The sequence below is a fragment of the Paracoccus sp. (in: a-proteobacteria) genome (genome assembly GCF_039808215.1).
Lineage (GTDB): Bacteria > Pseudomonadota > Alphaproteobacteria > Rhodobacterales > Rhodobacteraceae > Paracoccus.
In genome coordinates this window covers 1-24,940 of sequence record NZ_JBDHSP010000010.1, presented here as the reverse complement: position 1 = coordinate 24,940, position 24,940 = coordinate 1, and the positions used below count along the sequence as shown (strand labels likewise).

24 protein-coding genes are annotated in these 24,940 nt (G+C 68.6%); 8 read left to right on the top strand and 16 right to left on the bottom strand.

From position 1 onward, the window contains the following. Window positions 1-16 precede the first annotated feature (16 nt). The gene (locus tag WMK75_RS05680) at window positions 17-1,408 is read left to right on the top strand and encodes a S41 family peptidase (RefSeq protein ID WP_347266693.1); all 1,392 of its coding nucleotides are present in this window, start codon (window positions 17-19) and stop codon (window positions 1,406-1,408) included. Further along, window positions 1,405-1,896 (top strand): RNA pyrophosphohydrolase, encoded by a 492-nt coding sequence (locus WMK75_RS05675; RefSeq protein WP_347266692.1) that lies wholly within the window; start codon window positions 1,405-1,407, stop codon window positions 1,894-1,896. Before WMK75_RS05680 ends, WMK75_RS05675 begins: the two co-directional genes overlap by 4 nt. 22 nt (window positions 1,897-1,918) lie before the next feature. Here the strand turns inward: WMK75_RS05675 and WMK75_RS05670 are convergent, their stop codons facing one another. The 6 genes from WMK75_RS05670 to WMK75_RS05645 all read right to left on the bottom strand — a co-directional run bounded on the left by WMK75_RS05670 (window position 1,919) and on the right by WMK75_RS05645 (window position 9,457). After that, complete coding sequence (locus tag WMK75_RS05670) at window positions 1,919-3,031, bottom strand: hypothetical protein (protein ID WP_347266691.1); 1,113 nt, start codon at window positions 3,029-3,031, stop codon at window positions 1,919-1,921. 93 nt (window positions 3,032-3,124) lie between these two features. Then, window positions 3,125-4,255 (bottom strand): GNAT family N-acetyltransferase, encoded by a 1,131-nt coding sequence (locus WMK75_RS05665; protein WP_347266690.1) that lies wholly within the window; start codon window positions 4,253-4,255, stop codon window positions 3,125-3,127. Window positions 4,256-4,306: 51 nt separating this feature from the next. Then, window positions 4,307-5,065, bottom strand: coding sequence for a glycerophosphodiester phosphodiesterase family protein (locus tag WMK75_RS05660; RefSeq protein WP_347266689.1), 759 nt, complete (start codon window positions 5,063-5,065; stop codon window positions 4,307-4,309). Then, window positions 5,062-5,502 (bottom strand): RidA family protein, encoded by a 441-nt coding sequence (locus WMK75_RS05655; RefSeq protein WP_347266688.1) that lies wholly within the window; start codon window positions 5,500-5,502, stop codon window positions 5,062-5,064. The genes WMK75_RS05660 and WMK75_RS05655 overlap by 4 nt, the downstream gene beginning before the upstream one ends. A 10-nt stretch (window positions 5,503-5,512) precedes the next feature. After that, on the bottom strand, window positions 5,513-5,965 hold the full coding sequence (locus tag WMK75_RS05650) for a YbjN domain-containing protein (protein ID WP_347266687.1): 453 nt from the start codon (window positions 5,963-5,965) through the stop codon (window positions 5,513-5,515). A gap of 42 nt (window positions 5,966-6,007) precedes the next feature. Further along, window positions 6,008-9,457, bottom strand: a complete 3,450-nt coding sequence (locus WMK75_RS05645) for an AAA family ATPase (RefSeq protein WP_347266686.1) — start codon at window positions 9,455-9,457, stop codon at window positions 6,008-6,010. 154 nt (window positions 9,458-9,611) lie between these two features. Here WMK75_RS05645 and WMK75_RS05640 point away from each other — a divergent pair, with 154 nt between their 5' ends. Continuing rightward, the gene (locus tag WMK75_RS05640; RefSeq protein WP_347266685.1) at window positions 9,612-9,965 is read left to right on the top strand and encodes a CidA/LrgA family protein; all 354 of its coding nucleotides are present in this window, start codon (window positions 9,612-9,614) and stop codon (window positions 9,963-9,965) included. Next, window positions 9,962-10,678 (top strand): LrgB family protein, encoded by a 717-nt coding sequence (locus WMK75_RS05635; RefSeq protein ID WP_347266684.1) that lies wholly within the window; start codon window positions 9,962-9,964, stop codon window positions 10,676-10,678. The genes WMK75_RS05640 and WMK75_RS05635 overlap by 4 nt, the downstream gene beginning before the upstream one ends. 52 nt (window positions 10,679-10,730) lie before the next feature. Here the strand turns inward: WMK75_RS05635 and WMK75_RS05630 are convergent, their stop codons facing one another. Further along, window positions 10,731-11,051, bottom strand: a complete 321-nt coding sequence (locus WMK75_RS05630; RefSeq protein WP_347266683.1) for a DUF6280 family protein — start codon at window positions 11,049-11,051, stop codon at window positions 10,731-10,733. Between the two features lie 353 nt (window positions 11,052-11,404). Between WMK75_RS05630 and efp the strand changes: the two genes are divergently transcribed. Together efp and WMK75_RS05620 are read left to right on the top strand one after the other, a co-directional pair. Beyond that, the gene (gene efp, locus WMK75_RS05625; RefSeq protein ID WP_347266682.1) at window positions 11,405-11,968 is read left to right on the top strand and encodes an elongation factor P; all 564 of its coding nucleotides are present in this window, start codon (window positions 11,405-11,407) and stop codon (window positions 11,966-11,968) included. A gap of 106 nt (window positions 11,969-12,074) precedes the next feature. Beyond that, window positions 12,075-12,380: a GNAT family N-acetyltransferase gene (locus WMK75_RS05620; protein WP_347266681.1), complete on the top strand. Its 306-nt coding sequence runs from the start codon at window positions 12,075-12,077 to the stop codon at window positions 12,378-12,380. Window positions 12,381-12,390: 10 nt separating this feature from the next. On the opposite strand, the gene WMK75_RS05615 is transcribed toward WMK75_RS05620, so the two are convergent. Then, the gene (locus WMK75_RS05615; RefSeq protein WP_347266680.1) at window positions 12,391-13,125 is read right to left on the bottom strand and encodes an SDR family oxidoreductase; all 735 of its coding nucleotides are present in this window, start codon (window positions 13,123-13,125) and stop codon (window positions 12,391-12,393) included. Then, window positions 13,125-14,567, bottom strand: a complete 1,443-nt coding sequence (locus tag WMK75_RS05610) for an aldehyde dehydrogenase family protein (protein ID WP_347266741.1) — start codon at window positions 14,565-14,567, stop codon at window positions 13,125-13,127. The genes WMK75_RS05615 and WMK75_RS05610 overlap by 1 nt, the downstream gene beginning before the upstream one ends. Window positions 14,568-14,717: 150 nt before the next feature. Between WMK75_RS05610 and WMK75_RS05605 the strand changes: the two genes are divergently transcribed. Then, a complete protein-coding gene (locus tag WMK75_RS05605; protein ID WP_347266679.1) occupies window positions 14,718-15,380 on the top strand; it encodes a peroxiredoxin in 663 nt (220 codons plus the stop codon). Window positions 15,381-15,486: 106 nt separating this feature from the next. Here WMK75_RS05605 and pnp read toward each other — a convergent pair whose 3' ends face one another. Further along, entirely contained in the window at window positions 15,487-17,634 is a 2,148-nt protein-coding gene (gene pnp / locus WMK75_RS05600; RefSeq protein ID WP_347266678.1) for a polyribonucleotide nucleotidyltransferase, read from the bottom strand. A 280-nt stretch (window positions 17,635-17,914) separates the two neighbouring features. Between pnp and WMK75_RS05595 the strand changes: the two genes are divergently transcribed. After that, complete coding sequence (locus WMK75_RS05595; RefSeq protein ID WP_347266677.1) at window positions 17,915-18,607, top strand: Crp/Fnr family transcriptional regulator; 693 nt, start codon at window positions 17,915-17,917, stop codon at window positions 18,605-18,607. Between the two features lie 7 nt (window positions 18,608-18,614). Here the strand turns inward: WMK75_RS05595 and WMK75_RS05590 are convergent, their stop codons facing one another. The 6 genes from WMK75_RS05590 to nosZ form a co-directional block, all read right to left on the bottom strand. Next, a complete protein-coding gene (locus tag WMK75_RS05590) occupies window positions 18,615-19,532 on the bottom strand; it encodes an FAD:protein FMN transferase (protein WP_347266676.1) in 918 nt (305 codons plus the stop codon). Between the two features lie 3 nt (window positions 19,533-19,535). After that, a complete protein-coding gene (locus WMK75_RS05585; protein ID WP_347266675.1) occupies window positions 19,536-20,123 on the bottom strand; it encodes a nitrous oxide reductase accessory protein NosL in 588 nt (195 codons plus the stop codon). After that, entirely contained in the window at window positions 20,120-20,941 is an 822-nt protein-coding gene (locus tag WMK75_RS05580; protein WP_347266674.1) for an ABC transporter permease subunit, read from the bottom strand. The genes WMK75_RS05585 and WMK75_RS05580 overlap by 4 nt, the downstream gene beginning before the upstream one ends. After that, complete coding sequence (locus WMK75_RS05575; protein WP_347266673.1) at window positions 20,938-21,837, bottom strand: ABC transporter ATP-binding protein; 900 nt, start codon at window positions 21,835-21,837, stop codon at window positions 20,938-20,940. Before WMK75_RS05575 ends, WMK75_RS05580 begins: the two co-directional genes overlap by 4 nt. Continuing rightward, window positions 21,803-23,131 carry a nitrous oxide reductase family maturation protein NosD gene (locus WMK75_RS05570; protein WP_347266672.1) on the bottom strand — a complete coding sequence of 443 codons (1,329 nt, stop codon included), beginning with the start codon at window positions 23,129-23,131 and terminating at the stop codon, window positions 21,803-21,805. Before WMK75_RS05570 ends, WMK75_RS05575 begins: the two co-directional genes overlap by 35 nt. Before the next feature lie 2 nt (window positions 23,132-23,133). Continuing rightward, on the bottom strand, window positions 23,134-24,940 hold a 1,807-nt coding region (gene nosZ / locus WMK75_RS05565), incomplete at its 5' end, for a TAT-dependent nitrous-oxide reductase (RefSeq protein ID WP_347266671.1).

The following is a 24,940-nucleotide window of genomic DNA, read 5'->3' as shown; positions in this document are numbered from 1 at the left end:
GGCAGGACAGAGCAGGATGAAACACTATCTTCTGGCAGGAACCATCGGCACGCTGGCCGGCATCACGGTCGCGACGCAGTTCGCCGGCCCGCTGGTGGCGCAGGAATCGGGCAAGAACGCCTCGGTCTATGAGCAGCTCGACCTGTTCGGCAATGTCTTCGAGCGCGTGCGCTCGGATTATGTCGAGCAGGCCGACGACAAGAAGCTGATCGAGGCGGCGATCAACGGCATGCTGACCTCGCTGGATCCGCACAGTTCCTTCCTGTCGGCCAATGACTACGAGGACATGCAGACCCAGACCCGCGGCAGCTTTGGCGGCCTGGGGATCGAGGTCGGGCAGGAGGACGGGCTCGTGAAGGTGATCTCGCCCATCGACGACACCCCGGCGGCCGAGGCCGGCGTCAAGGCCGGGGACTACATAACCCATGTGAACGGCGAATCGCTGATGGGGCTGACGCTGGACGAGGCGGTCGAGAAGATGCGCGGCCCGGTCGGCTCCGAGATCAAGATCACCATCCTGCGCGAGGGCGAGAAGGAGCCCTTCGATCTGACCATCGTGCGCGACACCATCAAGCTGACGGTGGTCAAGACCCGCATCGAGGGCCATGCCGTGGTGCTGCGCGTCACCACCTTCAACGACGAGACCATGGACACGCTGAAGACCGAGATGGCCAAGGCGATCGAGGAGGCCGGCGGCATCGACAAGGTCACGGGCTTTGTTCTGGACCTCAGAAACAACCCCGGCGGGCTGCTGAACCAGGCGATCGAGGTCTCGGACGCCTTCCTCGACAAGGGCGAGATCGTCTCGACCCGCGGCCGCAAGCCCGAGGAATCCGAGCGCTGGAACGCCAAGCTGGGCGATCTGGCCCAGGGCAAGCCCATGGTGGTGCTGATCAACGGCGGTTCGGCCAGCGCATCCGAAATCGTCACCGGCGCGCTGCAGGACCACCACCGCGCCATCGTCGTCGGCACGAAAAGCTTCGGCAAGGGCTCGGTGCAGACGGTGATGCCGGTCACCGCCGACAGCGCCATCCGCCTGACCACGGCGCGCTATTACACGCCCTCGGGGCGCTCGATCCAGGCGCTGGGGATCCAGCCCGACATCATCGTGGAACAGCCCGCCGCCAAGCCCGGCGAGACCGAGGAAAAGCCGCGCACGGAATCGAAATTCCTCAGCTCCGAGGCCGATCTGCGCGGGGCGCTGAACAACGATTCGATCAGCGACGAGGTGCGCAAGCAGATCGAGATCGAGGCGCAGGAGGTCGAGGCCACCGCCAAGCTGCGCGAGGAGGATTACCAGCTGGCCTATGCGGTGGACATCCTCAAGGGCCTGGCCACTGTCGCCCAGAACGGCACGGCGCCGGGGGTGAAATCCGCCCAGGCCGACGACGGCGCGGCCAAGCCATGAGCGCGGCGCTGATCGGGCCCTCGGGCCTGCCCTACCGGCCCGGCGCCGGGGTGGTGCTGGTCAACCGCCACGGGCTGGTCTTTGCCGGCCAGCGCATCGACGACCCCAGCCCGGCCTGGCAGATGCCGCAGGGCGGCATCGACGCCGGCGAGACCCCGCGCCAGGCGGCGCTGCGCGAACTGGGCGAGGAAACCGGCGTCGCCCCGGATCTGGTCGAGGTCCTGGCCGAGATCCCGGACTGGATGACCTATGACCTGCCGCCCGAGCTGATGGGCAAGGTCTGGAACGGCCGCTATGGCGGCCAGACGCAGAAATGGTTCGCCATGCGCTTTCTGGGCGAGGATGCGGCGGTCTCGATCGCCACCGCCCATCCGGAATTCGCCCGCTGGCAATGGATGCGCGCCGCCGATCTGGTCGCGGCGATCGTACCCTTCAAGCGCGCGGTCTATGCCAAGGTTCTGGGCGGCTTTCGCGCCTTTCTGGCCTGAGCCCGCCGTCCCGGGGGCGCCCTCAGGCCCAAAATAGCCGCCATGGCCGCCTGAGCGCCGAAAGCCACGGTGCCGGCTGCCGGCGCGGGACCGGTGCCGCGGCGCCATGCTCGAACAGGGCCAGATAGTCGGCCGGAGGAATGTCGCAGCCGAGCAGCAGCACCAGATCGCAGGTCGCGCCGCTCTGGTCGTAATGCGTGTCCACCAGCCCCAGCCCGCGCTGGTTCGCGGCCGCGGCGTCGTCACCGACCCGCAGCCTGGCCCCCGGGCCGATGGGCAGCGAGGCGCTGAGGCTGTCGAACAGGAACATGTCCCTGAAGCTGCGGCGCAGATGCATGCGGATCGCGCCCTGCCCGCCGTGGCAGGTCAGGCTGCCGGAATTCGCATGTGCCCAGAACAGCACCCCGGTCAGGTATTTCGCCCCCGACAGGCGCAGCTCGTCCCCCTCGTGCAGCTCGACGGTCGGAAAACGCGCCAGGCGCGTGCCCTTGTCGCGCGTGGCGGGCTGCGGCGCCAGCTGCAGCCTCCGATAGCCGGCGGCCGGCAGCGCCGCCAGCCGGGCCGCGGCGGCACTCGGCGGCTGCCGCCGGCCCAGACCGGGCAACAGGGCCAGCACATGCCGACCGATATGGTGCTGCACCTCGGGCGTGTAATGGCGCGGGTCCAGAAACACCTGTTCCGGCGCCAGGCCCTTTGCGGAGATCAGCGCCGCCAGCACCGGGCGGAAATCCACGAAACCGGCGCCGAAGTCGTGCAGCAGCGCCGCGATGCGGTCGAGCATCGGCGATTGCGCCATGTCGTCCGATTGCGGGAACAGCAAGAACAGCGCCTTGTGCAGCGCGTCGCGTCGCATGAGGTCGCGCAGGATCGACAGATACTGCCCGAGGATGTCGTCCAGCGTCAGCCAGCCGGCCTGCAGGAACATCCTGTCCGGCACGGCAAAGTCATAGACGATGACATCGGCGCTGGCCACGCCCTCATGGCTGGCGGTCAGCCAGGCGCCCAGCCGCGAGGACGCCCCGCCGATCGAGTGATTGGCCATGCAGATGCCCTGCCCGGCCGCCTGGTCCAGCACCGAATTCACCCAGCCCCGCTGCATCACCGAATTCGAGGTGCCAAAGACAAGAACCTGCATGCGAAATACCCTGAAAGAAGCCATAGGACTATCCGGCATGCCCGGTCCGATGGCAACAGTCCCAGGGGCTGCAACCGGCGGGAAATGACCGGCCTAGCCGCGGCGGAAGGGCCCCAGCCCCGAGAGCAGCGCCATGTCCTGGTCCAGCGCCCTCTCCTCGCGCCGCAGATAGTCGGCGACGGCGCGATGCAGCCCGGCATCGGCCAGCCAGTGCAGCGAATGCGTGCGATGCGGCAGATAGCCGCGCGCCAGCTTGTGTTCGCCCTGCGCCCCGGCCTCGACCCGCGCCAGGCCATGGGCGATGGCCCAGTCGATGGCGCGGTGATAGCACAGTTCGAAATGCAGGAAGGGGTGGTCTTCGAGGCAGCCCCAGTAGCGACCGTAAAGCGCGTCCCGGCCGATCAGGTTCAGCGCCCCGGCCACCGGCCTGCCGTCGCGTTCGGCCAGCACCAGCAGGCAGTCGTCGCGCATGTCGCGGTGCAGCAGCTCGACGAATTCCCGCGTCAGATAGGGCCGGCCCCATTTGCGCCCGCCGGTGTCCTGGTAAAAGCGCCAGAATGCGTCCCAATGCCCGGGCAGGATCTGCGCCCCGGTCAGGCTGCTTATGCTGCCGCCGAATTCCTGCCCGCGTTCGCGTTCGCGCCGGATCGCCTTGCGCTTGCGCGAGGACAGCTGCGCGAGGAAATCGTCGAAACTGCCATAGCCGCGGTTCAGCCAGTGGAACTGCTCGCTGCTGCGGGCAAGGAAACCGGCCGGACCGGCCAGCGCCGCCTCGGCCGCGCTGCAGAAGGTCACATGCACCCCCGACAGCCCCGATTGCCGGGCGAATTGCACCATGGCGCTGAGCAGCGCCAGCTGCACCCCCGGTTCGGCCGCGATCAGCCGCGGCCCGGTGACCGGAGTGAAGGGCACGGCGCATTGCAGCTTGGGGTAATAGTCGCCGCCGGCGCGGGCATAGGCCTCGGCCCAGCCGTGATCAAAGATGTATTCGCCCTGGCTGTGCGTCTTCAGATAGCAGGGCGCCACCCCCGCGACCCGGCCGGCCTGCCGCGCGACCAGATGGCAGGGATGCCAGCCCGTGCCCTCGCCGACAGAGCCGGAAGCCTCGAGCGCCGCCAGAAAGCGGTGCGTGGTAAAGGGGTTGGCATCGGCCCCGGTGGCGTCCCACTCGGCCGCAGCCAGATCCGCGATCGCCGGCAGGACGGAAATACTCAGCTCGCTCATGCGGGCAGGATAGGCGCGCCGCCCGGCAATGTCAGCGGGCGGCGTGCGGGTTCAGGGCTTCGACGGCAGGTAGTGCTCGAAGGTGATGTTGTCGGCCACCCGCCGCGCTGCCGCCTCATGCGCGGGCGAGCGCACCGTCCAGCACAGCACCGGCACGCCCCTGGCCTTCAGCGCCGCCACCGCCGGATTGTCCAGATCCTTGCGGTCATGCGAGACAAAGCAGGCGCCCGCGGCGTCGAAATCGGCTATGGCGCGCAGATGCGCCCGCGCCGCGGCACCCAGCCCGGGCCAGTCCACGGCGTCATAGCCGCAGGTCACCAGCCCGACCGGGATCTGCGGCGCCGCACGGCCGAAGGCCGCCGCAACATGCGGGTTGAAGGACATGACCGCGACCGGGCCGGCATAGCCGGCCAGCACCGCGGCCACGCGCCCGGGCAGATCGCCCACATCCGCACCCGAATCCGGCGTCGTGTCCTTGAGCTCGATCAGCAGCGGCACGCGGCCCGCCACCTCGTCCAGCATCTGGCGCAGCGTCGGGATCGGCTCATCCGTGTCCTGCAGACGGCGCTCGGCCAGCTGCGCCGGGCTCAGCGCCGCGACCAGGCCCTCGGTGCCGGTCAGGCGCCGCAGGTCATAGTCGTGAAACACCATCGGCGTCAGATCCGCCGTGCGCTGGATGTCGCATTCGATGCCATATCCCGCGGCGATGGCGGCGCGAAACGCCGCAAGGCTGTTTTCCGGCACATGGCCGCCGTGCAACCCGCGATGCGCAACCGGCAGGCGCAGGAAATCCGGGTGCAGGCGCATCATGTGAACTCGAAGACCGCTTCGATCTCGACCGCGACGCCGCGCGGCAGCGCCGGGACGGAAACCGCGGCGCGGGCGTGGCGACCCTTGTCGCCAAAGACCTCGACCATCAGGTTCGAGCAGCCGTTGATCACCTCGGGCTGGTCGGTGAAATCGCCGGTCGAATTGACGAATCCGCCCAGCTTGACCACGCGCGTCACCCGGTCGAGCGAACCCAGCGCCGCCCGCGCCTGCGCCATCAGCGCCAGACCGCAGCCACGCGCCGCCTCGGCGCCCTGATCGACGCCGAGATCGGCGCCAAGCCGGCCCTTCAGCGCGCTGATCTGGCCCGAGACGAACAGCAGGTTGCCCGAAATCACATAGGGAACATAGTTCGCCGCCGGCGCGGGCGCGTCCGGCAGGGTGATGCCCAGTTCGGCCAGTCTCGTCTCGATGGTCATGTCTTTCTCCTTACCAGTCGATGAAATCGCGAAATTCGCTCAAGAGGACGCGCCAGGTCTCCAGCGCGTCGTCGAAATTCTTGCGTCCGACCCCGTCATCGGCAAGGCCGATGTCCATCTCGATGAAGGGATCGCCGGAACTGTCCACGAACACCTTGCCAAAGCGGCGGTCGCGGTTCCACTCGTTGACGCGTTCCAGCGGCAGCGGCCGAGCGAGGTCGAAGCCGGCCGAGAGCTGCACCGAGGCGCAGATCGGGTCGCATTGATAGAAATACACCGAGAAATGCGTGCCGTCGATGCGGCTGTCGATCATCGGATCGCCCTCGGTATCGGTCTCGAGCGTGGCCGGCAGGCCGAAGTCCTGCATCAGCTCGACGATCACCGCCGCATCGCCCCGCACCTGCGCATGCGCGGCCGGCGCCTGCAGCAGCACCGCCAGGGCAAGAAAAGACAGGATCCGCATCGCACACTCCGCAAACACGCGGCGCTGATAGCGCCTTGCGCTTCAGGCTACCAGTGCCTCGGCCCGCTTCAGGTCGACGCTGACCAGCTGGCTCACGCCCTGTTCGACCATGGTAACACCAAACAGCCGGTCCATGCGCGCCATGGTCACCCCATGGTGGGTGATGACCAGAAAGCGCGTGTCGGTGCGCCGGGTCATCTCGTCCATCAGATCGCAAAAGCGGGTGACATTGGCATCGTCCAGCGGCGCGTCCACCTCGTCGAGGACGCAGATCGGCGCCGGATTGGCCAGGAAGACGGCAAAGATCAGCGCCAGCGCGGTCAGCGTCTGCTCGCCCCCGGACAGAAGGCTGAGCGTGGACAGTTTCTTGCCGGGCGGCTGGCACATGATTTCCAGCCCGGCGTCCAGCGGATCGTCGGATTCGACCAGCACCAGACGCGCCTCGCCGCCGCCGAAAAGATGGGTGAACAGCGCGGTGAAATTGCGGTTCACCGTGTCGAAGGCCGCCAGCAGCCGCTCGCGCCCCTCACGGTTCAGCCCGGCGATGCCCTGGCGCAGCTTGCGGATCGCCTCGGTCAGGTCGTCGCGTTCTGCCGCCAGCCGGTCGCGTTCGGATTCCATCTCGCGCTTGTCCTCCTCGGCGCGCAGGTTCACCGCGCCCAGCGCCTCGCGGCTTTGGCGCAGGCGGGCGATCTCATCCTCCAGCGCCTCGGGTGGGGTGGTGCCGGTCTCGCCCAGCGCCGCATGCAGCGCCTGCGGCGTGGCGCCGGTTTCCTCATGGATGCGGGCGCGGGCGGCGGTCTCGGCCTCGGCCGCAGCCTCGCGGCGGGCCTCGCGGGCGGCGCGGGCCTCGCGCGCCTCCGAGGCGCCGCGCTCGGCCTCGCGCTCGGTCGCGGCGGCAAGCTGCTGCGCCGCCTCGGCCAGGGCCAGCGCCTCGCGGGCGCGGGCAAGCCGGGCCCCGGCCCGCGCCGCGTCCTCGTCAAGCGTGGCGCGGCGCGCCGCCAGTTCCCCGGGCCGGGCCTCGGCCGCGTCCAGATCGGCGGCGGCATCCTCGCGGCGCGCCGCCAGTTCCTCAGCGCGCTGGCCGGCCTGGTCCAGCCGCAGCCGCCAGCCGGATTCCTCGCGGGCGATCTCCTGCAGGCGGCGGCTGCGGGCGGCGGCCTCGCGGCGCAGTTCTTCCAGCGCGCCGCGCCGGGTCATGGTGGCGATGCGCGCCGCCTCGAGCGCGGTGCGCGCATGTTCCAGCGCCGCCGCTGCCGCCGCCTGGTCGGGCAGCGCCGCCATCTGCGCCTCGGCCTCGGCCAGGCGGCGGCCGGCGTCCAGCGCATCCTCGCGGTGGCGCGCCAGTTCGGCACGCGCCGATTCGGCCCGGCTTTGCGCCATGGACAGTGCCGATTCCGCACTGGTCGCGGCGCGGGCGGCCTCGGAGAGTCCGCGCTCGGCCTCGCGCCTTGCATCGCGGGCGCGCTTTTCCGCCTCGCCCGCCGCGGCATGGCGCTCGCGCAGCAGCTGATGCGCGGCGCGCGCCGCCTCGGTCCTGGCGCTGGCGGCGCCGGCCTGGGCGGCCAGTTCGGCCAGCTGGTTTACCTTCTGCAGATGCAGCGCCGCCGAGGACCCGGCCTCGCCCGCCATGACCCGCATGCCGTCCCAGCGAAACAGGTCGCCCGCCCGGGTCACCAGCCGCTGGCCGGGGGCAAGCGCCGCCTGCCGCGCCGCGCCCGTGGCGGCGTCGGCGACCAGCCCCAGCTGCGCCAGCCGCCGCGCCAGCGGCGCGGGTGCCGCGACATGCGGCGCCAGCGGCTCGGTCCCGGCCGGCAACGGTTGGGCGGCGGCGCAATCGGGCAGCAGATGCCAGCCCGAGGCCGCACCCTCGGCCAGACCCAGCGCCAGATCATCGCCCAGCGCCGCGCCCAGCGCCGCCTCAAGCCCCGGCGCCACGCGCACCAGATCCAGCAGCGCCCTTCCGCCGCTGTCGCCGCGTTCCACCAGCCGCGTCAGCGCCGCCATTTCCGCGTTCAGCGCCGACAGCTCGCCCTCGGCCTCGGCGCGCTGGGCGCGGGCGGCGGATTCCTCGACCTCCAGCCCGGCGCGGCATTCCTCGGCGGCGGCCAGCATGTCCTCGGCCTGGGCGGCGCGGTCGCGGGCAGCTTCCAGCGCGGTCTCGGCGGCAAGGCGCGCGGCCTCGGCGCCGAAGCCGGCGGCACTGGCCTCGGCCAGCGTCCGTTCGGCCTGGGCGGCGGCGGCGCCGGCGCGGTCGCGCATCTGGCGCAGGTCATGGGCCAGCCGTTCCGCCGACTGGTGGCGGGCAGCAAGCCGGGCGGATTCGCCGGTCAGATCGGCCAGCTTCGCCTCGACCTCGCGCAGCGCCTCGGCGGCCTCCTCGGCGATCTCGGCCGCCGCATCCAGCCGTGCGTCACGGCCCTGCCCGGCCCTGTCCAGTTCCCGCCGTTCCCGGTCCAGCCGCGCGATCACCTCGCCGGCGTCGCGGTTCAGTGCCGCCTCGCGCTCGATGTCGCGCTCAAGCTGGGCGATGCGGGCGGCAAGCGTCCGGATCGCCTGCAGGGCCTGCGCCTCGGCCTCGGCCAGCGCCTCGCGCTCGAGCGTGGCGCGCGACAGGATGGCGGCGGCGACCTGTTCCTCCTCGCGCAGGGGCGGCAACTGCGCCTCGGCGGCCTCGCGCGCCGCGCTGGCGCGGCGGGCGGCGGCCTCGGCCTCGGCGGCGGCGCGGATCGCCGCTTGCAGCGCGGCGGCGGCCTGCGCCCGGCCGGCATCGGCGTCGGACCAGCGGCGATACAGCAGCACCCCCTCGGCGCGGCGCAGGGCGGCGCCGATCTCGCGATAGCGGGCGGCGGCGCGGGCCTGGCGCGCCAGGCTGGCCGCCTGGGCCGAGAGCTGGTCCAGCGTGTCATCCACCCGGGTCAGGTTCGCCTCGGCGGCGTTCAGCTTCAGCTCGGCCTCGTGCCGGCGCTGGTAAAGCCCCGAGATCCCCGCAGCCTCCTCAAGGATGCGGCGGCGCGCCTTGGGCCTGGCGTTGATCAGCTCGGATATCTGCCCCTGGCGCACCAGCGCCGGCGAATGCGCCCCGGTCGAGGCATCGGCGAACAGCATCTGCACATCGCGCGCCCTGACCTCGCGCCCGTTGATGCGATAGGCCGAGCCGGCGTCGCGGGTGATGCGACGGGTGATGTCCAGCCTGTCGGCATCGTTCAGCCCGGCAGGCGCCAGCCGGGCGCTGTTGTCGATGCTCAGCGTGACCTCGGCATGGGCGCGGGCCGAGCGACGCGCCGTGCCGGCAAAGATCACGTCCTCCATCCCCTCGCCGCGCATGGCGGTGGGGCGGTTTTCGCCCATGACCCAGCGCAGCGCCTCGAGCAGGTTGGACTTGCCGCAGCCGTTCGGGCCGACGACGCCGGTCAGCCCCTCATGGATGACCAGATCGGTCGGGTCCACGAAGCTCTTGAATCCATTGAGGCGCAGCCGGTCAAAGCGCAATGCGGGTTAATCCCTCGGGGTCGGTCGTCAGCGGCGATCTTTCGGCATTCGCGCCCGCAAGTCAATCGCGCCCCCATATCTGGCCGTGATTTGGCCATAAACCCCCATATTTGAGGTTTACACACCAAGGATATGTGATGCTAAGCTGCGCACCATGATACCCGCCCTTGCCATCCTTCTGTCCTTTCAGCTTGCGGGCGAGATCGCCACCCGCGGTCTGGACCTGCCGCTGCCCGGCCCGGTGCTGGGCATGCTGCTGCTGGTCGCCAGCTGCAGCCTGGTCCCGCGGCTGTCGGAGCTGCTGCGGCCGGTGGTGACCGGACTTCTGGCCAATCTGTCGCTGTTCTTCGTGCCGGCTGGCGTGGGCGTGGTGGCGCATATGGCGCAGTTTCGCGACAACGGCCTGGCCATCGCGCTGGCGCTGACCGTCTCGACTGCGCTGGCCATCGCCGCCGGCGCCATCGCCTTCGTCCTCGTGGCGAAATGGACTGGCAAGGAGGAAAAGTGAACAGTGCCGCGCTGATCTGGAGCTATCTGGCCGAGGGCCCGCTGCTGTGGCTGACCGCGACGCTGATCGCCTATCAGCTGGGCCTGGGCTTTTTTTTGCGCATGGACCGGCAGAGCTGGGCCAATCCGGTGCTGAGCGCGGTGATCCTGCTGGCGCTGCTGCTCTGGGCGACGGGCACGGATTACCGCACCTATTTCCAGGGCGCGCAATTCGTGCATTTCATGCTGGGCCCGGCGACGGTGGCGCTGGGGATGCCGCTTTACGACAATCTGCGCCGGGTGCGGCAGGCGGCGCTGCCGCTGCTTGCGGCGCTGCTGGCGGGATCGGTGACGGCGGTGGTCTCGGCGCTGGCCATCGCGAGGGCCTTCGGCCTGTCGGATCTGATGATGGCCAGCCTCGCGCCGAAATCCACCACCGCGCCGGTGGCCATCGGCATATCCGAGCGCATGGGCGGCGCGCCGACGATCACCGCGGTACTGGTGCTGCTGACCGGCATTTTCGGCGCGATGATCGCCACGCCGCTGCTGAACGCGCTGAAGATCCGCGACTGGCGGGCACGCGGCTTTTCGCTGGGTGTGGCCGCGCATGGCATCGGCACCGCCCGCGCCTTTCAGGTCAACGAGACCGCCGGCGCCTTTGCCGGCATCGGCATGGGGCTGAACGCGGTGCTGACCGCCATCATCGCACCCCTGGCCATGCATCTGTTCCAGTAATGCAAAAGGCCGCCCCGCGGGGCGGCCCGTCAGCTGCCATGCGGCGCCGGGGTCAGGCCGCCTCGGCCTCTTCGGCGGCCTGGCGGCGTTCGCTTTCCTCGCGCGACAGTGCCACCGAGGTGCGCACGCCCTTCGAGACGAATTCCATCAGCCCCTTCACCACCCGCTCATTGGGGTCGATGCCGGCGCAGGACAGCACCTCGCGCCCGTCGCGCGAACGCGCCCAGCGCGCGATCTGGTCAGGGCCGTTGCCGTATTTCTTGTCATCGGCGATCGCGTCATCCAGCGCAGCCAGAACCACGGCGGCAAAAAGCTTGCGCGCCCGCTGTCCCTGTTCGAAATTGAAAGCCGAGCCATCCACGAAATCGCGCATCCTGAGTATCCTGTCTGTCCTGAGCCGCCGACCACCTTTGCACAAGCCGGTCCGCCACCTCATGCCTGCCCATATTGGCTGCACGTCCCCGGATAGCCGATCCGTGGCCCGATTCGGTATGCCACCTGACGCATGACCGCCATGCACTGGCTGCAAACCCCGGCAAATACACAAATCCCCCGATAAAGCCAAGAAAATCATCGAACGCGCATAACGTCACATCCCCTTGACAATGCGCGGGCCGGCTTTCTGTTGCTTCGGGGACCAGCACTGGATATAGGGGCGCATCACCCCGGTTCAACCCGTGCGAACCGCCAGGGATCCCCTTTCCAGATCATTCAAGGCAGACGCGAATGGCCAAGATCAATGGCAATGAAATCAAGCCCGGCCATGTGCTGGAACATGACGGCGGCCTGTGGGCGGCGGTCAAGGTCAACCATGTCAAGCCCGGCAAGGGCGGCGCATTCGCCCAGGTCGAGATGAAAAACCTGCGCGACGGCCGCAAGCTGAACGAGCGCTTCCGCTCCGAGGACAAGGTCGAGCAGGTGCAGCTGGAAACCCGCGACCAGCAATTCCTTTACGAGACCGATGGCAAGCTGGTGTTCATGGACAGCCAGACCTTCGAGCAGACGGAACTGGACGCCGACCTGCTGGGCGAGCGCCGCCCCTTCCTGCAAGACGGCATGAAGGCCGCGGTCGAATATCACGGCGACGAGGCGCTGTCGGTGCGCATCCCGCAGAAGGTGGTCTGCACCGTGGTCGAGACCGAGCCGGTGCTGAACGGCCAGACCGCGGCGAAAAGCTTCAAGCCGGCGATCCTCGACAACGGGCTGCGCATCATGATCCCGCCCTTCGTCGGCGCCGAGGAGGCGATCGTGGTCAATACCGAACTGTTCGAATATTCCGAACGCGCCTGATCCGCGGCACCCGGCCAAGTGCCTGCGCCGCAGCGTCGCCCCCGGTCCGGGCTGAACCCCCGGGCCGGTTCCATGCGTTGGCCTTGCAAGCCAGCATGAGGACGCAATGATCCAGACCATTCCCCAGGTTTCCCACGAGGACTATGGCAATACCGGGCGCTATGTCGTCAGCCTGCCCGGCATTTCGGGCGATGCCGAACTGACCTGGCGCACCGGCGGGCCGGGCATCATCATCGCCGACCATACCTATGTGCCGGATTCCATGCGTGGCAAGGGTGTGGCCGCAGCGCTGGTGAACCGGCTGGTCGCCGATGCCCGCCGCCGCGGGGTGCTGATCGTGCCGGCCTGCAGCTATGTGCGGGCGCAGTTCGACCGCCACCGCGACTGGGCGGACCTGCGCGCCGACGGCTGAGCGGCGCGGCTCAGCCGCGGCCGACAAAGGGCATGTTGGTCGCCATCACCGTCATCTGCAGGATATTGGCGCCTCTGGGCAGGCTGGCCATGTGCAGCACCGCATCCGCGACCTGCGCCGCGTCCATCACCGGCTCGGCCCGGACCGAGCCATCGGCCTGCGGCACGCCTTTCGCCATGGCTTCGGCCATCTCGGTGGCGGCATTGCCGATGTCGATCTGGCCGCAGGCGATGTCGAAGGGCCGCCCGTCCAGCGCCAGCGAGCGCGTCAGCCCGGTGACCGCGTGTTTGGACACCGTATAGGCCACCGATCCCGGCCGCGGCGCCATGGCCGAGATCGAGCCGTTGTTGATGATCCGCCCGCCCTGCGGGTCCTGGCGGCGCATCTGGCGAAAGGCGGCGCGGGCGCACAGGAACATGCCGTCGATGTTCACCGCGGCCAGGCCGCGCCATTCCTGCCACGAGATCTCGTCGATCAGGCGCGAGATCAGCAGCGCGCCGGCATTGTTGAACAGCACGTCCAGCCGGTCCCAGGCGGCCACGGCGCGCTGGAAGGCGGCATCGACCGCCGCCTCGTCGGTGACATCGCAGGGCAGGACCAGGGCTGCGCCATGGCCGGCGGCGGTCTCGGCCAGCATCGCCTCGCGCCGGCCGATCAGCCCGACCTGCCAGCCGGCGCCCAGAAAGCGCCGGGCGGTGAGGCGGCCGATGCCGCTGCCGGCGCCGGTGATCAGGATGGCAGGCATCAGGATTCGTCCTGCCAGCCGCTGATCTGCTTGCTGTCCATGAACTCCTCGAGCCCCATGACGCCGCCCTCGCGCGCCCGGCCCGAGGCCTTGATGCCGCCAAAGGCCGAGCCGCGGCCGCGGCCGATGCCGTTCATCTCGACCATGCCGGCGCGCAGCTGCCGCGCCAGCCGCCGCGCGCGCGCGGGATCGCCGGTCTGCACATAATTCGTCAGCCCGTAGATGGTGTCATTGGCAATGGCGACGGCCTCGGCCTCGCTGTCGAAGGGGATGATCGACAGGACCGGGCCAAAGATCTCCTGCCGGGCGATGGCCATGTCGTTGCTGACATCGGCAAAGACCGTCGGGCGCACGAAATAGCCGCGGTTCACCCCTTCGGGCAGGCCGGGGCCGCCGGCGACCAGGCGCGCACCCTCGTCGATGCCCTGCTGGATCAGGTCCTGGATGCGGTCCCATTGCTGCTTGCTGACCACCGGGCCGATGTGGCGGCCGGGCTGGTGGGCGCTGGCCACCTCGGTCGCCTCGGCCACCTGGCGGGCCTGCTCGACCGCGGTTTCATAGAAGGACCGCTCGACCAGCATGCGCGTGGGCGCGTTGCAGGACTGGCCGCTGTTGTAGAAGCAATGCCGCGCCCCGCGCGCCACCGCCTTTTCGTCGGCATCGGCAAAGATCAGGTTCGCGCCCTTGCCGCCCAGTTCCAACGCCACCTTCTTGAGGCTTGCCGCCGCCGCCCGGGTGATGGCGATGCCGGCCCGGGTCGAGCCGGTAAAGCTGATCATCTCCACGTCGGGATGGGTGGAAAGCTGCGTGCCGACCCCCGGCCCGTCGCCGTTCACCAGGTTGAACACCCCCGGCGGCAGCCCGGCCTCGTCGACGATGCCGGCAAAGACCATCGAGGACAGCGGCGCGATCTCGCTGGGTTTCAGCACCACGGTATTGCCGGCCAGCAGCGCCGGGATCACCTTCAGCGTCACCTGGTTCATCGGCCAGTTCCAGGGGGTGATCAGGCCGACGACGCCCACCGGCTCCCAGGCCACCATGCTGGTCGGCGCATGCGGGCCAAGCGGGCGCAGGAAGCGGAAATCGCGAAACACCTCGATGAAAGTCTCGATGTGATAGCTGCCGGCCTCGGTCTGGTCGTTCAGCGCCATGTCCTGCGGCGCGCCCATCTCGGCGCTGATCGCCCCGGCCATGGCCGTGGCGCGGCGGCGATAGATGTCGAGGATGCGCTCGACATGGCCCAGGCGCGTCTCGGGATCGGTCTGCGACCAGGCGGGAAAGGCCGCCCGCGCCGCCGCCACCGCGGCATCGGTATCGGCCTGGTCCCCGAGCGAGATCACCGCCACCGGCTCTTCGGTCGAGGGGTCGATCACCTCGAGATCGCGCGGCGCACGCGGGCTGACCCAGGCGCCGCCGATGTAGAAATTCCGCTTGTCCACCAGACCGGTCATCTTCGCCCCTCTCCTGCTGCATCTGGCGTCAGACTGGCACCCCGGGCGCCGCGCCGCAAGCGCGGGCCGGGCCGGGTCGGGTTGGACAAGCCGGCCGGCGTGACTATGTTGAGCCCGAACGCCAGAAGGAAAGGACCCAGGATGGCCTTGCGCATCAACGACACCGCCCCGGATTTCACCGCCGATTCGACGGACGGCCAGATCAGCTTTCACGATTGGGTCGGGGACAGCTATGCCGTGCTGTTTTCGCATCCGCGCGACTTTACCCCGGTCTGCACCACCGAGTTCGGCGCCGTCGCCCGCCTTGCCCCCGAGTTCGAGCAGCGCGGCACCAAGGTCATGGGCGTGTCGGTCGATTCGGTGGACGACCACACGAAATGGAAACGCGACATCGAGCAGGTGGCGGGTGTGCCGGCGAATTTCGCCATCATCGACGATACCTCGCTGACCGTCGCCAAGGCCTATGACATGCTGCCGGCCGAGTTCTACCTGCCGGCCGAGGGCCGCACCCCGGCGCATTCCGCCACCGTGCGCACGGTCTTCATCATCGGGCCGGACAAGAAGGTGCGCCTGACCATGACCTATCCGATGTCGGTCGGCCGCAATTTCGCCGAGATCCTGCGGGCGCTGGACGCAGTGCAGGCGACCGACGGCGTGCCGCTGGCCACCCCGGCGAACTGGGAACCGGGCGAGGATGTGATCGTCTCGACCGCGCTGGACGATGCCGCGGCCGAGGCCCGCTTTGGCGCGCTTGACAAGCAGCTGCCCTATCTGCGCTACGCCCGCGCCCCCGGCCGCGGCTAGGCCCCGGGCCGGACCGCCGGCCGATATGGGGCCGGCCAGGATGGGACCGGCCAGAAAAAAGCCCCGGCACTGCCGGGGCTTTCGCTGTTTCGGGTCGCGTGGCCGATCATTCGGCCTGCGCGTCCTCTTTCCTTTCGGGGGCGATCTCCGCGCCGGTCTCCTGGTCGACCATCTTCATGCCAAGGCGCACCTTGCCGCGATCGTCAAAGCCCAGCAGCTTGACCTTCACCTCCTGGCCCTCCTTCAGCACCTCATTGGGGTGGTTCAGGCGCTTGCCCGAAATCTGGGACACATGCACCAGACCGTCGCGCTTGCCGAAGAAGTTCACGAAGGCGCCGAAATCGACCAGCTTCACCACCTTGCCGGTATAGATCTTGCCCTCTTCGGGCTCTGCCACGATCGAATAGATCATGTCATGGGCCTTCCTGATCGAATCGGCATTGGCCGAGGCGATCTTGATGGTGCCGTCGTCGTTGATGTCGACCTTGGCGCCCGAGGTTTCCACGATCTCTCGGATGACCTTGCCGCCCGAGCCGATCACTTCGCGGATCTTGTCGGTGGGGATGGTCATGGTCTCGATGCGGGGCGCGTGGGCCGAGAACTCGCGCCGGCCTTCGGTCAGGGCCTTGGCCATCTCGCCCAGGATGTGCATGCGGCCGTCTTTTGCCTGCGACAGCGCCTGCTCCATGATCGCCGGCGTGATGCCCGCAACCTTGATGTCCATCTGCAGCGAGGTGATGCCGTTTTCGGTCCCGGCCACCTTGAAGTCCATGTCGCCGAGGTGATCCTCGTCGCCGAGGATGTCGGTCAGCACCGCATAGCGGCCGTCATCCTCCAGGATCAGGCCCATGGCGACGCCGGCGACCGGCGCCTTCAGCGGCACGCCCGCATCCATCATCGACAGCGACCCGCCGCAGACCGAAGCCATGGACGAGGAGCCGTTCGATTCGGTGATCTCGGAGACGACGCGGATGGTATAGGGAAAATCGGTCGGCGCCGGCAGCACCGCCTGCAGCGCGCGCCAGGCCAGCTTGCCATGGCCGATTTCACGCCGGCCGGGGGAACCGACGCGGCCGACCTCGCCCACGGAATAGGGCGGGAAGTTGTAATGCAGCAGGAAATTGCTGCGGAAATTGCCGTGCAGCGCGTCGATGATCTGTTCGTCATCGCCAGTGCCCAGCGTGGTCACGACCAGCGCCTGCGTCTCGCCGCGGGTGAACAGCGACGAGCCATGCGTGCGCGGCAGGAAGCCCACTTCGCTGTCGATGGCGCGCACGGTCTTGGTGTCGCGGCCGTCGATGCGGGCGCCGCCGTTGATGATGTCACCGCGCAGGATGCCCGATTCCAGCTTCTTCAGCGCCGAGCCCAGATTGGCGTCGGCCAGTTCCTCGTCGTTCAGGCCCTGCTTGATCGCGGCCTTGGCGGCGGCCACGGCGTCCTGACGCTCGGCCTTGTCCTTGATCGCGTAAGCGGCGCGCATCTGCGCCTCGCCCAGATCCTTCACGCGGAAGTAAAGCGCGGAATAGTCGGGCGAGCGGAAATCGAAGGGCTCTTTCGCCGCGGCCTCGGCCAGATCGATGATCAGGTCGATCACCGGCTGCATCGCCTCATGGCCGAATTTCACCGCGCCCAGCATCTCGTCCTCGGACAGCTCATAGGCTTCCGATTCGACCATCATCACCGCGTCCTTGGTGCCGGCGACGACCAGATCCAGACGCTGTTCGGGGTTGCCGCGCAGGTTGTCCATGTCCGCGACTTCCGGGTTCAGGACATATTCGCCATTGGCAAAGCCGACGCGCGCCGCGCCGATCGGACCCATGAAGGGCACGCCCGACAGGGTCAGCGCCGCCGAGGCCGCGATCATGGCGACGATGTCGGGATCGTTGACCAGATCATGCGACAGCACGGTGCACATCACCAGCACTTCATGCTTGAAGCCCGGAGCGAACAGCGGGCGGCAGGGCCGGTCGATCAGGCGCGCGGTCAGCGTCTCCTTTTCGGTCGGGCGCGCCTCGCGCTTGAAGAAACCGCCCGGCACCTTGCCGGCGGCATAGTATTTTTCCTGGTAGTGGACCGTCAGCGGGAAGAAGTCCTGCCCCGGCTTCGGTTCCTTGGCGAAAGTGACGTTGGCCATGACGCTGGTCTCGCCCAGGGTGGCGATCACCGAGCCATCGGCCTGACGGGCAACCCTGCCCGTCTCCAGCGTGAGCGTTTCCTGGCCCCACTGGATGGATTTCTTCACTTCATCAAACATCTGGTTTCCTCTGGCGGCGCGCCGGCCCTCCGGTCGCGTCCCGTGTCATATGGCGGCCCCATTACCGCCCGCCCCTGATCCTTTGCATGTGCCACGGGGCATGGCGTCACGTCGCAGATGCGCGGCCCATACAGGAAAACAAGGCAAAAGGAAAGCTTTTTGGCATGCGGGCGCGGTTTGGGACACCGGGCCGGAATCGGGCCATGGCACCTTTCGCCTGCAGCAAAACTCTGGCATTGCCGGTGCAAGGCAGCGTGCAAGGGGCCCCCCGGACCAGCTCATGGGCATCGACATCGACATCCTGCGGCAGTTTCCGCTGTTCGACGAACTCGAGGAAACCGCCCTGGCGCGGCTGATGGCGCGGGCGGCGCTGCGTCGCCTGGCCGCCGGCGAGACGGTGTTCCAGCAGGGCGAGAGCGCGCACAGCTTCTTTCTGCTGGTCGAGGGCCGGCTGAAGGTCACCCAGGTCACCGAGGACGGTCAGCAGCTGATGGTGCGCGTGGTCTATCCGGGCGATCTGTTCGGCTTTGCCCGGGTGCTGTCGCGGCCGGACTATCCCGGTACCTCGCGCGCGGCGGTGGAAAGCGAGGTGATCGCCTGGCCGATGGCCGAATGGGACGTGGTGGTGCAGGGCAACCCGCGCCTTGCCGTCAACGCCATCCAGTCGATCGGCCAGCGCCTCGACGAGGCCCATACCCGCCTGCGCGAGATGTCCACCCAGGATGTCGAGCAGCGCGTCGCCCATGCCGTGCTGCGCATGATCCAGCAGGCCGGCCGGCCCGAGGATGACGGCATCCGCATCGACTTTCCGATCTCGCGCCAGGACATCGCCGAGATGACCGGCACGACGCTGCACACCGTCTCGCGCATCCTTTCGGCCTGGGAGGGGCGGGGATTCGTGCGCGGCGGCCGTCAGCGCCTGACGGTGCTGGACATCCCGGCGCTGGAACGCATCGCCAATCCCGAGGGCTGAACCCGGCTCAGGCCGCGGTCGCGGCCTCGAGCGTGGCGCCGGCAAAGGCGGCCATCAGCTGGCGCAGCGCCTGCGGCCCGTCGGTCAGGCAGGCGGCGGTGCTGAGTGCATCGGCCTCGGCCGCGGTCGGCGCCGAGACCGAGATCTCGCGCCAGTGCCGGGCCGCGGGCCGGCCGGTGCGCGGATCAAGGATATGGCCGTCCTGCCCCGCCGGGTCAAAGGTCGTGCCCAGCGGCGCCGAGGTGGCCAGCGCCCGGCCTTTCAGCCCGACCGAGCCGCCCGCCGAAAGCGTCACCTGCCAGGCGCGGCCGTCCGGCTGGCCGCCAAGGGCGCGGAACTCGCCGGTGTCGATCAGGATGTCGCCCAGCCCCTCGGCCGCCAGCAGCGCCGCCACGCGGTCGGCGACATAGCCCTGGCCGATGCCGTTCAGCGTCAGCGCCGTGCCGGGCACCATCTCGATGCGGGTGGCGTCCAGGCGCACGCGGTCCCAGCCGGTGCGGGCGCGGGCGCGGTCGATCTCGGCCGTCGTGGGCTGGCGGCCGGCTGCGGCGCTTTCTGCCCAGAGCGCCCAGAGCGGCTGCACCGTGGCGTCAAAGCGCCCGGCGCTGGCGCGATGCGCGGCATCGGCCAGCGACAGGCATTCCAGCAGCTCGAAAGGCGGCGCCTCCAGATGGCCGGCGCGGTTCAGCCGCACCAGCGCGCTGTCGGCGCGGTAAAGGCTGAGGATGTTCTCGAGCCGGTCGATCTCGGCCAGCACCCGGCCGGCGATGACCTCGGCCTCGGGATGGGCGATGCGGATCGAGGCGCGCGCGCCCATGGCCTGGCCGGTCCACAGTCGCGCCGGCATGCGCGCATCTGCGCGGGCGGCGGCGGGCAGCGTGGCCATGGCGGCGGCGATCGCGATCAGGCGGCGACGGGTAATCATCTTTCAACCTCCGACAGGGCGGGACAGGGCACGCAGCCGGCCCAGATATTCGTTGTCATCCTCGACGGCGCCGGCGCCGCCGGTCTCGACCGGGGCCAGCACCATGTCGTCACGGATCTCGGCCAGGGTCAGCACCTCGCCGCCCTCGCGCCCGGCAAAGGCCTCGGCGGCGTCGCGGCTGGAAAAGGGCACGGTCTCGGGGGCGCCCATGCCGCCCTCGCGCGCCGAGCCGATCACATAGAAGGCCGTGTCGGCCGGGATCCAGTTGCCCTGCCCCGGCTCGTCCCAGCTGGCGCCGGCGGCGCCCATGTCGTTGACATAGATGGCCAGGATCGGCGCCATCTGTTCGGGGGCGCGGGCATAGGCGATGGCGTCGCGCACCTGGCTGAAAAACAGCGGCGCGCCCTCCATGCCGTCAAGATGCACCTGACCCTTGGGGCCCGGATGTTCCAGCAGGTTCATCTGGCAGTAATGGCCCAGGGTCTGGGCATTCATCTCGCGCGGGGCGATGTCCTGCGCCACCTCCTGCCGGCAGGCGGCCAGCGCCAGCAGGGCGGCGATGATCAGGGCGCGGCGGAACGGTCTTGTCATGGCGTCACCTTGCGGAAAGCGGCCCAGGCCAGGAAAACGGTCACTCCCGGCCATATGAGCATCGAGGCCGCCGATTGCCAGAGCGGGATCGCCGCTGCCGCACCGCCGACACCGCCGGCCGCCGCCACCGCCTCGGCGGCTGCCAGGTTGAACATGCGGAATGCGTCCGCCGGATTGGCCAGCAGCGCCAGCGGCAGGATGCGGGTGGTGAAGGTGCCGCCGTCGTCCGAGACGATCAGCGCCAGCAGGCCCAGGTCGTAAAGCACCACCAGCAGCAGCCACAGCCCGATCGCCAGCCCCGCCGCGCCCGAGGGCCGCCGCGAGAAGGCCGACAGCGCATAGCCGGCACCAAGGAAGGTCGCCCCCAGCAGCACCGAGCTCCAGACCAGCCGCCACAGCGCCGGCAACCCGCTGACCGCCGCGGGATCGGTCCAGATCACCGCCAGCGCCGCGCTGCCATAGCCCAGCCCCACCGCCAGGGCCAGAATGGCCAGCTGCGCCAGAAGCTTGCCCAAAAGGATCTGCAACCGCGACACCGGATAGGTCAGCAGCAAGGGCAGGGTGCCGCGCTCGACCTCGCCGGCAATGGCGTCAAAGCTCATCAAGAGCGCCAGCAGCGGCACCAGATAGACCGAAAGCGAGGTCAGCGAGGCCACGGTGACCGACAGCCGGTCGGCGCCGATGTCGCCGGTGGGCGCGGCACCGGCCGCGGCCAGCACCAGCGCGAACAGCACCATCATCAACGTGGCGATCACCACCCAGCGGTTGCGCAGCGCGATGCGGAATTCACCCCCGGCAATGGCTAGGCTGCGGCTCATTGCCCGTCCCTCCGGCTGAAATGGGTATAGATCGCCTCGAGGCTGGGCGGGATCACCTCGAGATCGGCCACCTGCGCCCCCAGCGCGGTGATGCGCGCCAGCAGCGGCAGCTTCTGCTCCTGGGCGCATTCCAGCCGCAGGATGCCGTCGGCGCCCGCGGCGGCCTCGGGCAGGGCGCGGGCCAGCGCATCCGCGGCGCCGGCGGCGGGATGGACCTGCAGCGCCACCGGCAGCGCGGCGCGGCCACGCAGCTCGGGCAGCGTGCCCTCGGCGACCAGCCGGCCGCCAGAGAGGATCAGGATGGCGTCGGTGCGCGCCTCGACCTCGGTCAGCGCATGCGAGGACAGAAGGATCGCCGCACCCTCGGCCGCCAGCCCGTCGAGCAGCTCATAGAAATCGCGGCGCGACACCGGGTCCAGCCCCGAGGTCGGCTCGTCCAGGACCAGCAGCCGCGGCTTGCCGATCAGCGTCTGCGCCAGGCCCACGCGCTGGCGCATGCCCTTGGAATAGGTGCCGATGCGGCGCTTGGCGGCCTTGGCCAGACCCACCCGCGCCAGCAGATCCATGGCCCGCGACGGGCTTTCGCCGCGCAGGGACAGGTATTGGCGGATCTGCTCCTCGCCGGTCAGGGCCGGGTGGAAGGCGGCGTTTTCCGGCAGATAGGCGACCTGGGCGCGCGCCGCGGCCGAGCCGGTGGCGGCGCCGCAGACCGACACGCTGCCGGAATCGAAGGGGATCAGGCCCAGGATGATCTTCATCATCGTGGATTTGCCGGCGCCGTTATGGCCCAGCAGCGCCGCGCGCATTCCGGGCCTCAGGTCCAGCGACACGTCGCTGAGCGCCTCGACCGTGTCGAAGCGCTTAGTGAGACGTGAGATCGTCAGGGTCGAGGTCATCGTAACTTCCTTGGGTCCAGCGTCCGGCCGCCTCGGCCTCGAAGGGCAGGTATTCGGCCTTCACCGGAATCGTCAACGGCCGCATCAGCGGCGCGGAATCGCGCACCCCGCCGGGCAGGGTGGCGGGAAAGCTCTGCTGGCTCCAGCGGATCAGCTGCACCGCCGGCGCCCCGGTCAGAAGCGCCGCCGCCGGCTGCGACCACAGGATATGGTCCATCAGGTCGTTGGGGCGATAGACGCCATCGGCGATGCCGTCGCCGTTCAGGTCGAAGCCCGGATGGTCGGACCAGAAATTGCCGCGCCCGTCATGGCTCCATTCCATGTGGCGGGTGCCGACGTATTTCACCTGCTCGCGATTGTTGATGAAGGCGTTGTCGGTCAGCACGTTCTTTTCTGAACCGGCGGTGAAATGGATGCCGATGCCGCAATCCTGGAAGCGGTTTTCCCAGATCAGGTTCTTGTGGGCGTTATAGATGAACAGGCATTTCCTGGTGCCGCCGCGGATCAGGTTGCCGCGCACATCGGCATTGTTGGCATAGTTCAGCATCAGGCCGTGTTCGCGGTCGCCAAGGCTCTGGTTGTCGAGGATCTTCGCCCGGTCCGAGAACATGATGGCAAAGCCCAAGTGATTGCCGATCGAGACATTGCCCGAGACCTCGGTATTGCGCGTATACATGAAATGCACGGCAAAGCGCAGGTCGCGAAACAGGTTGTCGCGATAGATGCTGTCGGCGCTGGTGTTGGAAAAGATGCCGTCGCGGCCAAAGCGGATCGAATTGCCCTCAAGCAGGGTGCCGGGGCTGTTCCAGACATAGATGCCGTTGCCGCGCTCGTTCATGTGCGGGTTGCGCGTGCCGGTGATGCGGTTGCCGACCACGCGTGCGTCATGGCCGCCATGCACGTCGATGCCGTGCATGTTGCCGTGCAGTTCAAGCCCCAGCACCTGCGCCCGGTCCGCACCCTTGAGGATCTTCACCCCGGCGTCGAGGTCCTTGTTCATCATGCCCGAACCGGTGACGGAAAAGCCCTGCAGCGTGACATCGGGCACGGTGATGGTGATGACCGTGCCCTTGCCGCCGCCATCGACCACCGCCTCGACCGGGCCGGTGACGGTCAGGGGCCGATCGATGGTCACAGCGCCGGCATGGATGCCGGGCTGCAGGTGCAGCACGTCGCCGGGAAGCGCCCCGGCGACGGCCTTGGCCAGGCTGCCCGCGCCCGGCGCCACCACATGCTCGGCCGCAAGCGCGGGCGAGATCATGAGCAGCGCCAGGATCAGGGGCAGCGCGCGCATGCTCATGCCGCCTTCGGCTCGACGAACATGCGGCCGCGCATCTCCATGTGCAGCGCGTGGCAGAACCACTGGCAGTAATACCAGTAGACGCCCGGGTTGGCGGCGACGAAGGTGATCGAGGCGGTCATCTGCGGCGAGATTTCCATGGCGGCGCCGTGGTTGCCCATGGTGAAGCCATGCGTCAGGTCGTCCACCTCGTCGAGGTTGGTGATGATCACCGTGACCTCGTCGCCCTCGTTCACCGTGAAGCTTTCGACGCTGAAGTTGGGCGCCATCGAGGACATGTAGACGCGCACCTTCTTCGGGTCGTCCTTGTCGCGGATGACGGCGCCTTCCTGGTCGATCCATTCGTCGATGTTCATGCCGTCGGCCTCGGCCTGCTTGCGGGTCTCGGCCCACATCGGGTCGTTGCGGTCCCACACCGACTTGATGCCGGTCATGATCGCCGGATCGACGCCGATGGCGTCATGGGGCTCGGCAAAGGCCGGGCCGTCATGGACCAGCACCATCCTGTCGCCCGAGATGTCGATCAGCTGGTCGTTTTCCGCCTTCAGCGGCCCGACGTTCAGGAAGCGGTCCTTCGAGAACTTGCACAGGCAGACCAGCCAGTCGTTCTTGGCGTCCAGCGTCTCGCCCATGATCGTCTTCAGGTGGCCGGGCTGGTAATGCACGTCCAGCTTGTCCTTGATCGGGTCGATCTTTTCGCCGGCATAGGCCTTGATCGCGTCCTCGATGTTCCACTTCACCACCTGGCTGTCGAGGAAGAGCGAGGTATAGGCGTTGCCGCGCCCGTCAAAGGCGGTGTGCAGCGGGCCCAGGCCCAGTTCCGGCTCGGCCACCACGGCGCTGCGCGGATCGGCATCGTCGTTGAAGAGCGCGTCGAACTTGGTGACATCGATCACCGTCACCGTGGGCGACAGCTTGCCGGCGATGCACAGGTGCTTCTTGTCCGGCGCCATGTTGCAGCCATGCGGGTTGTTGGCGATCGGGATATAGCGGGTGAACTGCGACTTGGCGTCCTTGCGCCCGTCGACGACCTTGACGCCGTTATGCTCCTCGTATTTGCCCTCGGCGATCGCCTTCTCGATCTCGGCGATGTTGAAGACCACGACATGGTCCATCTCGGCCGCAGTCATGTCGGCCAGCGTCATGCCCATTTCCGAGTTGTAGGAGGTCGAGAAGGCCCATTTGCCCTCATAGTCGGCATCGCAGTTGTCAAGGTTGCCCGAGACCAGCACCTGCCAGGCCACCTCCCATTTCTCGGCGTCGATGGCCGAGAACACGTTCACATAGGTCGAGGTGTCCTGCATCGTGGTGCCGTCGTTGATCAGCGGCGCCTCGTCCTCGCCGTTGCAGAACACATAGGTCGATTTCGGGAATTTCTGCGGCCGCAGCCCGTGGATGGCCTTGGCGTTCGGCACCTCGAGGATGGAATCGCATTTCATCACGTCGCAGCGCACACGGGCCACCCGCGTGTTGGCCTTGTCGTTCATGAACAGGAAGCGGCCGTCGTATTTGCCGTCGGTGAAGGACATGTGCACATGGTGCAGGTCGCCCTGGTCATGGATGCGCTTGCCGTTGGCGGCGAGGTGCTTTTTCGTCTTCTCGGTCATCGTGCGCTCATGGATGCGCAGCGATTCGTTGGTCTGGCCCCAGCCGGTAGCCGAGCAGCGGTTGAACACCGGCACGCGCATCAGTTCGCGCATCGAGGGGATGCCCAGAATGCGCAGCTCGCCCGCCTGGCCCGAGGACCAGAAGCCGTAATAGTCGTCAAGCTGGCCCGGCGCCACCGCGCCCAGCGCACCCGCC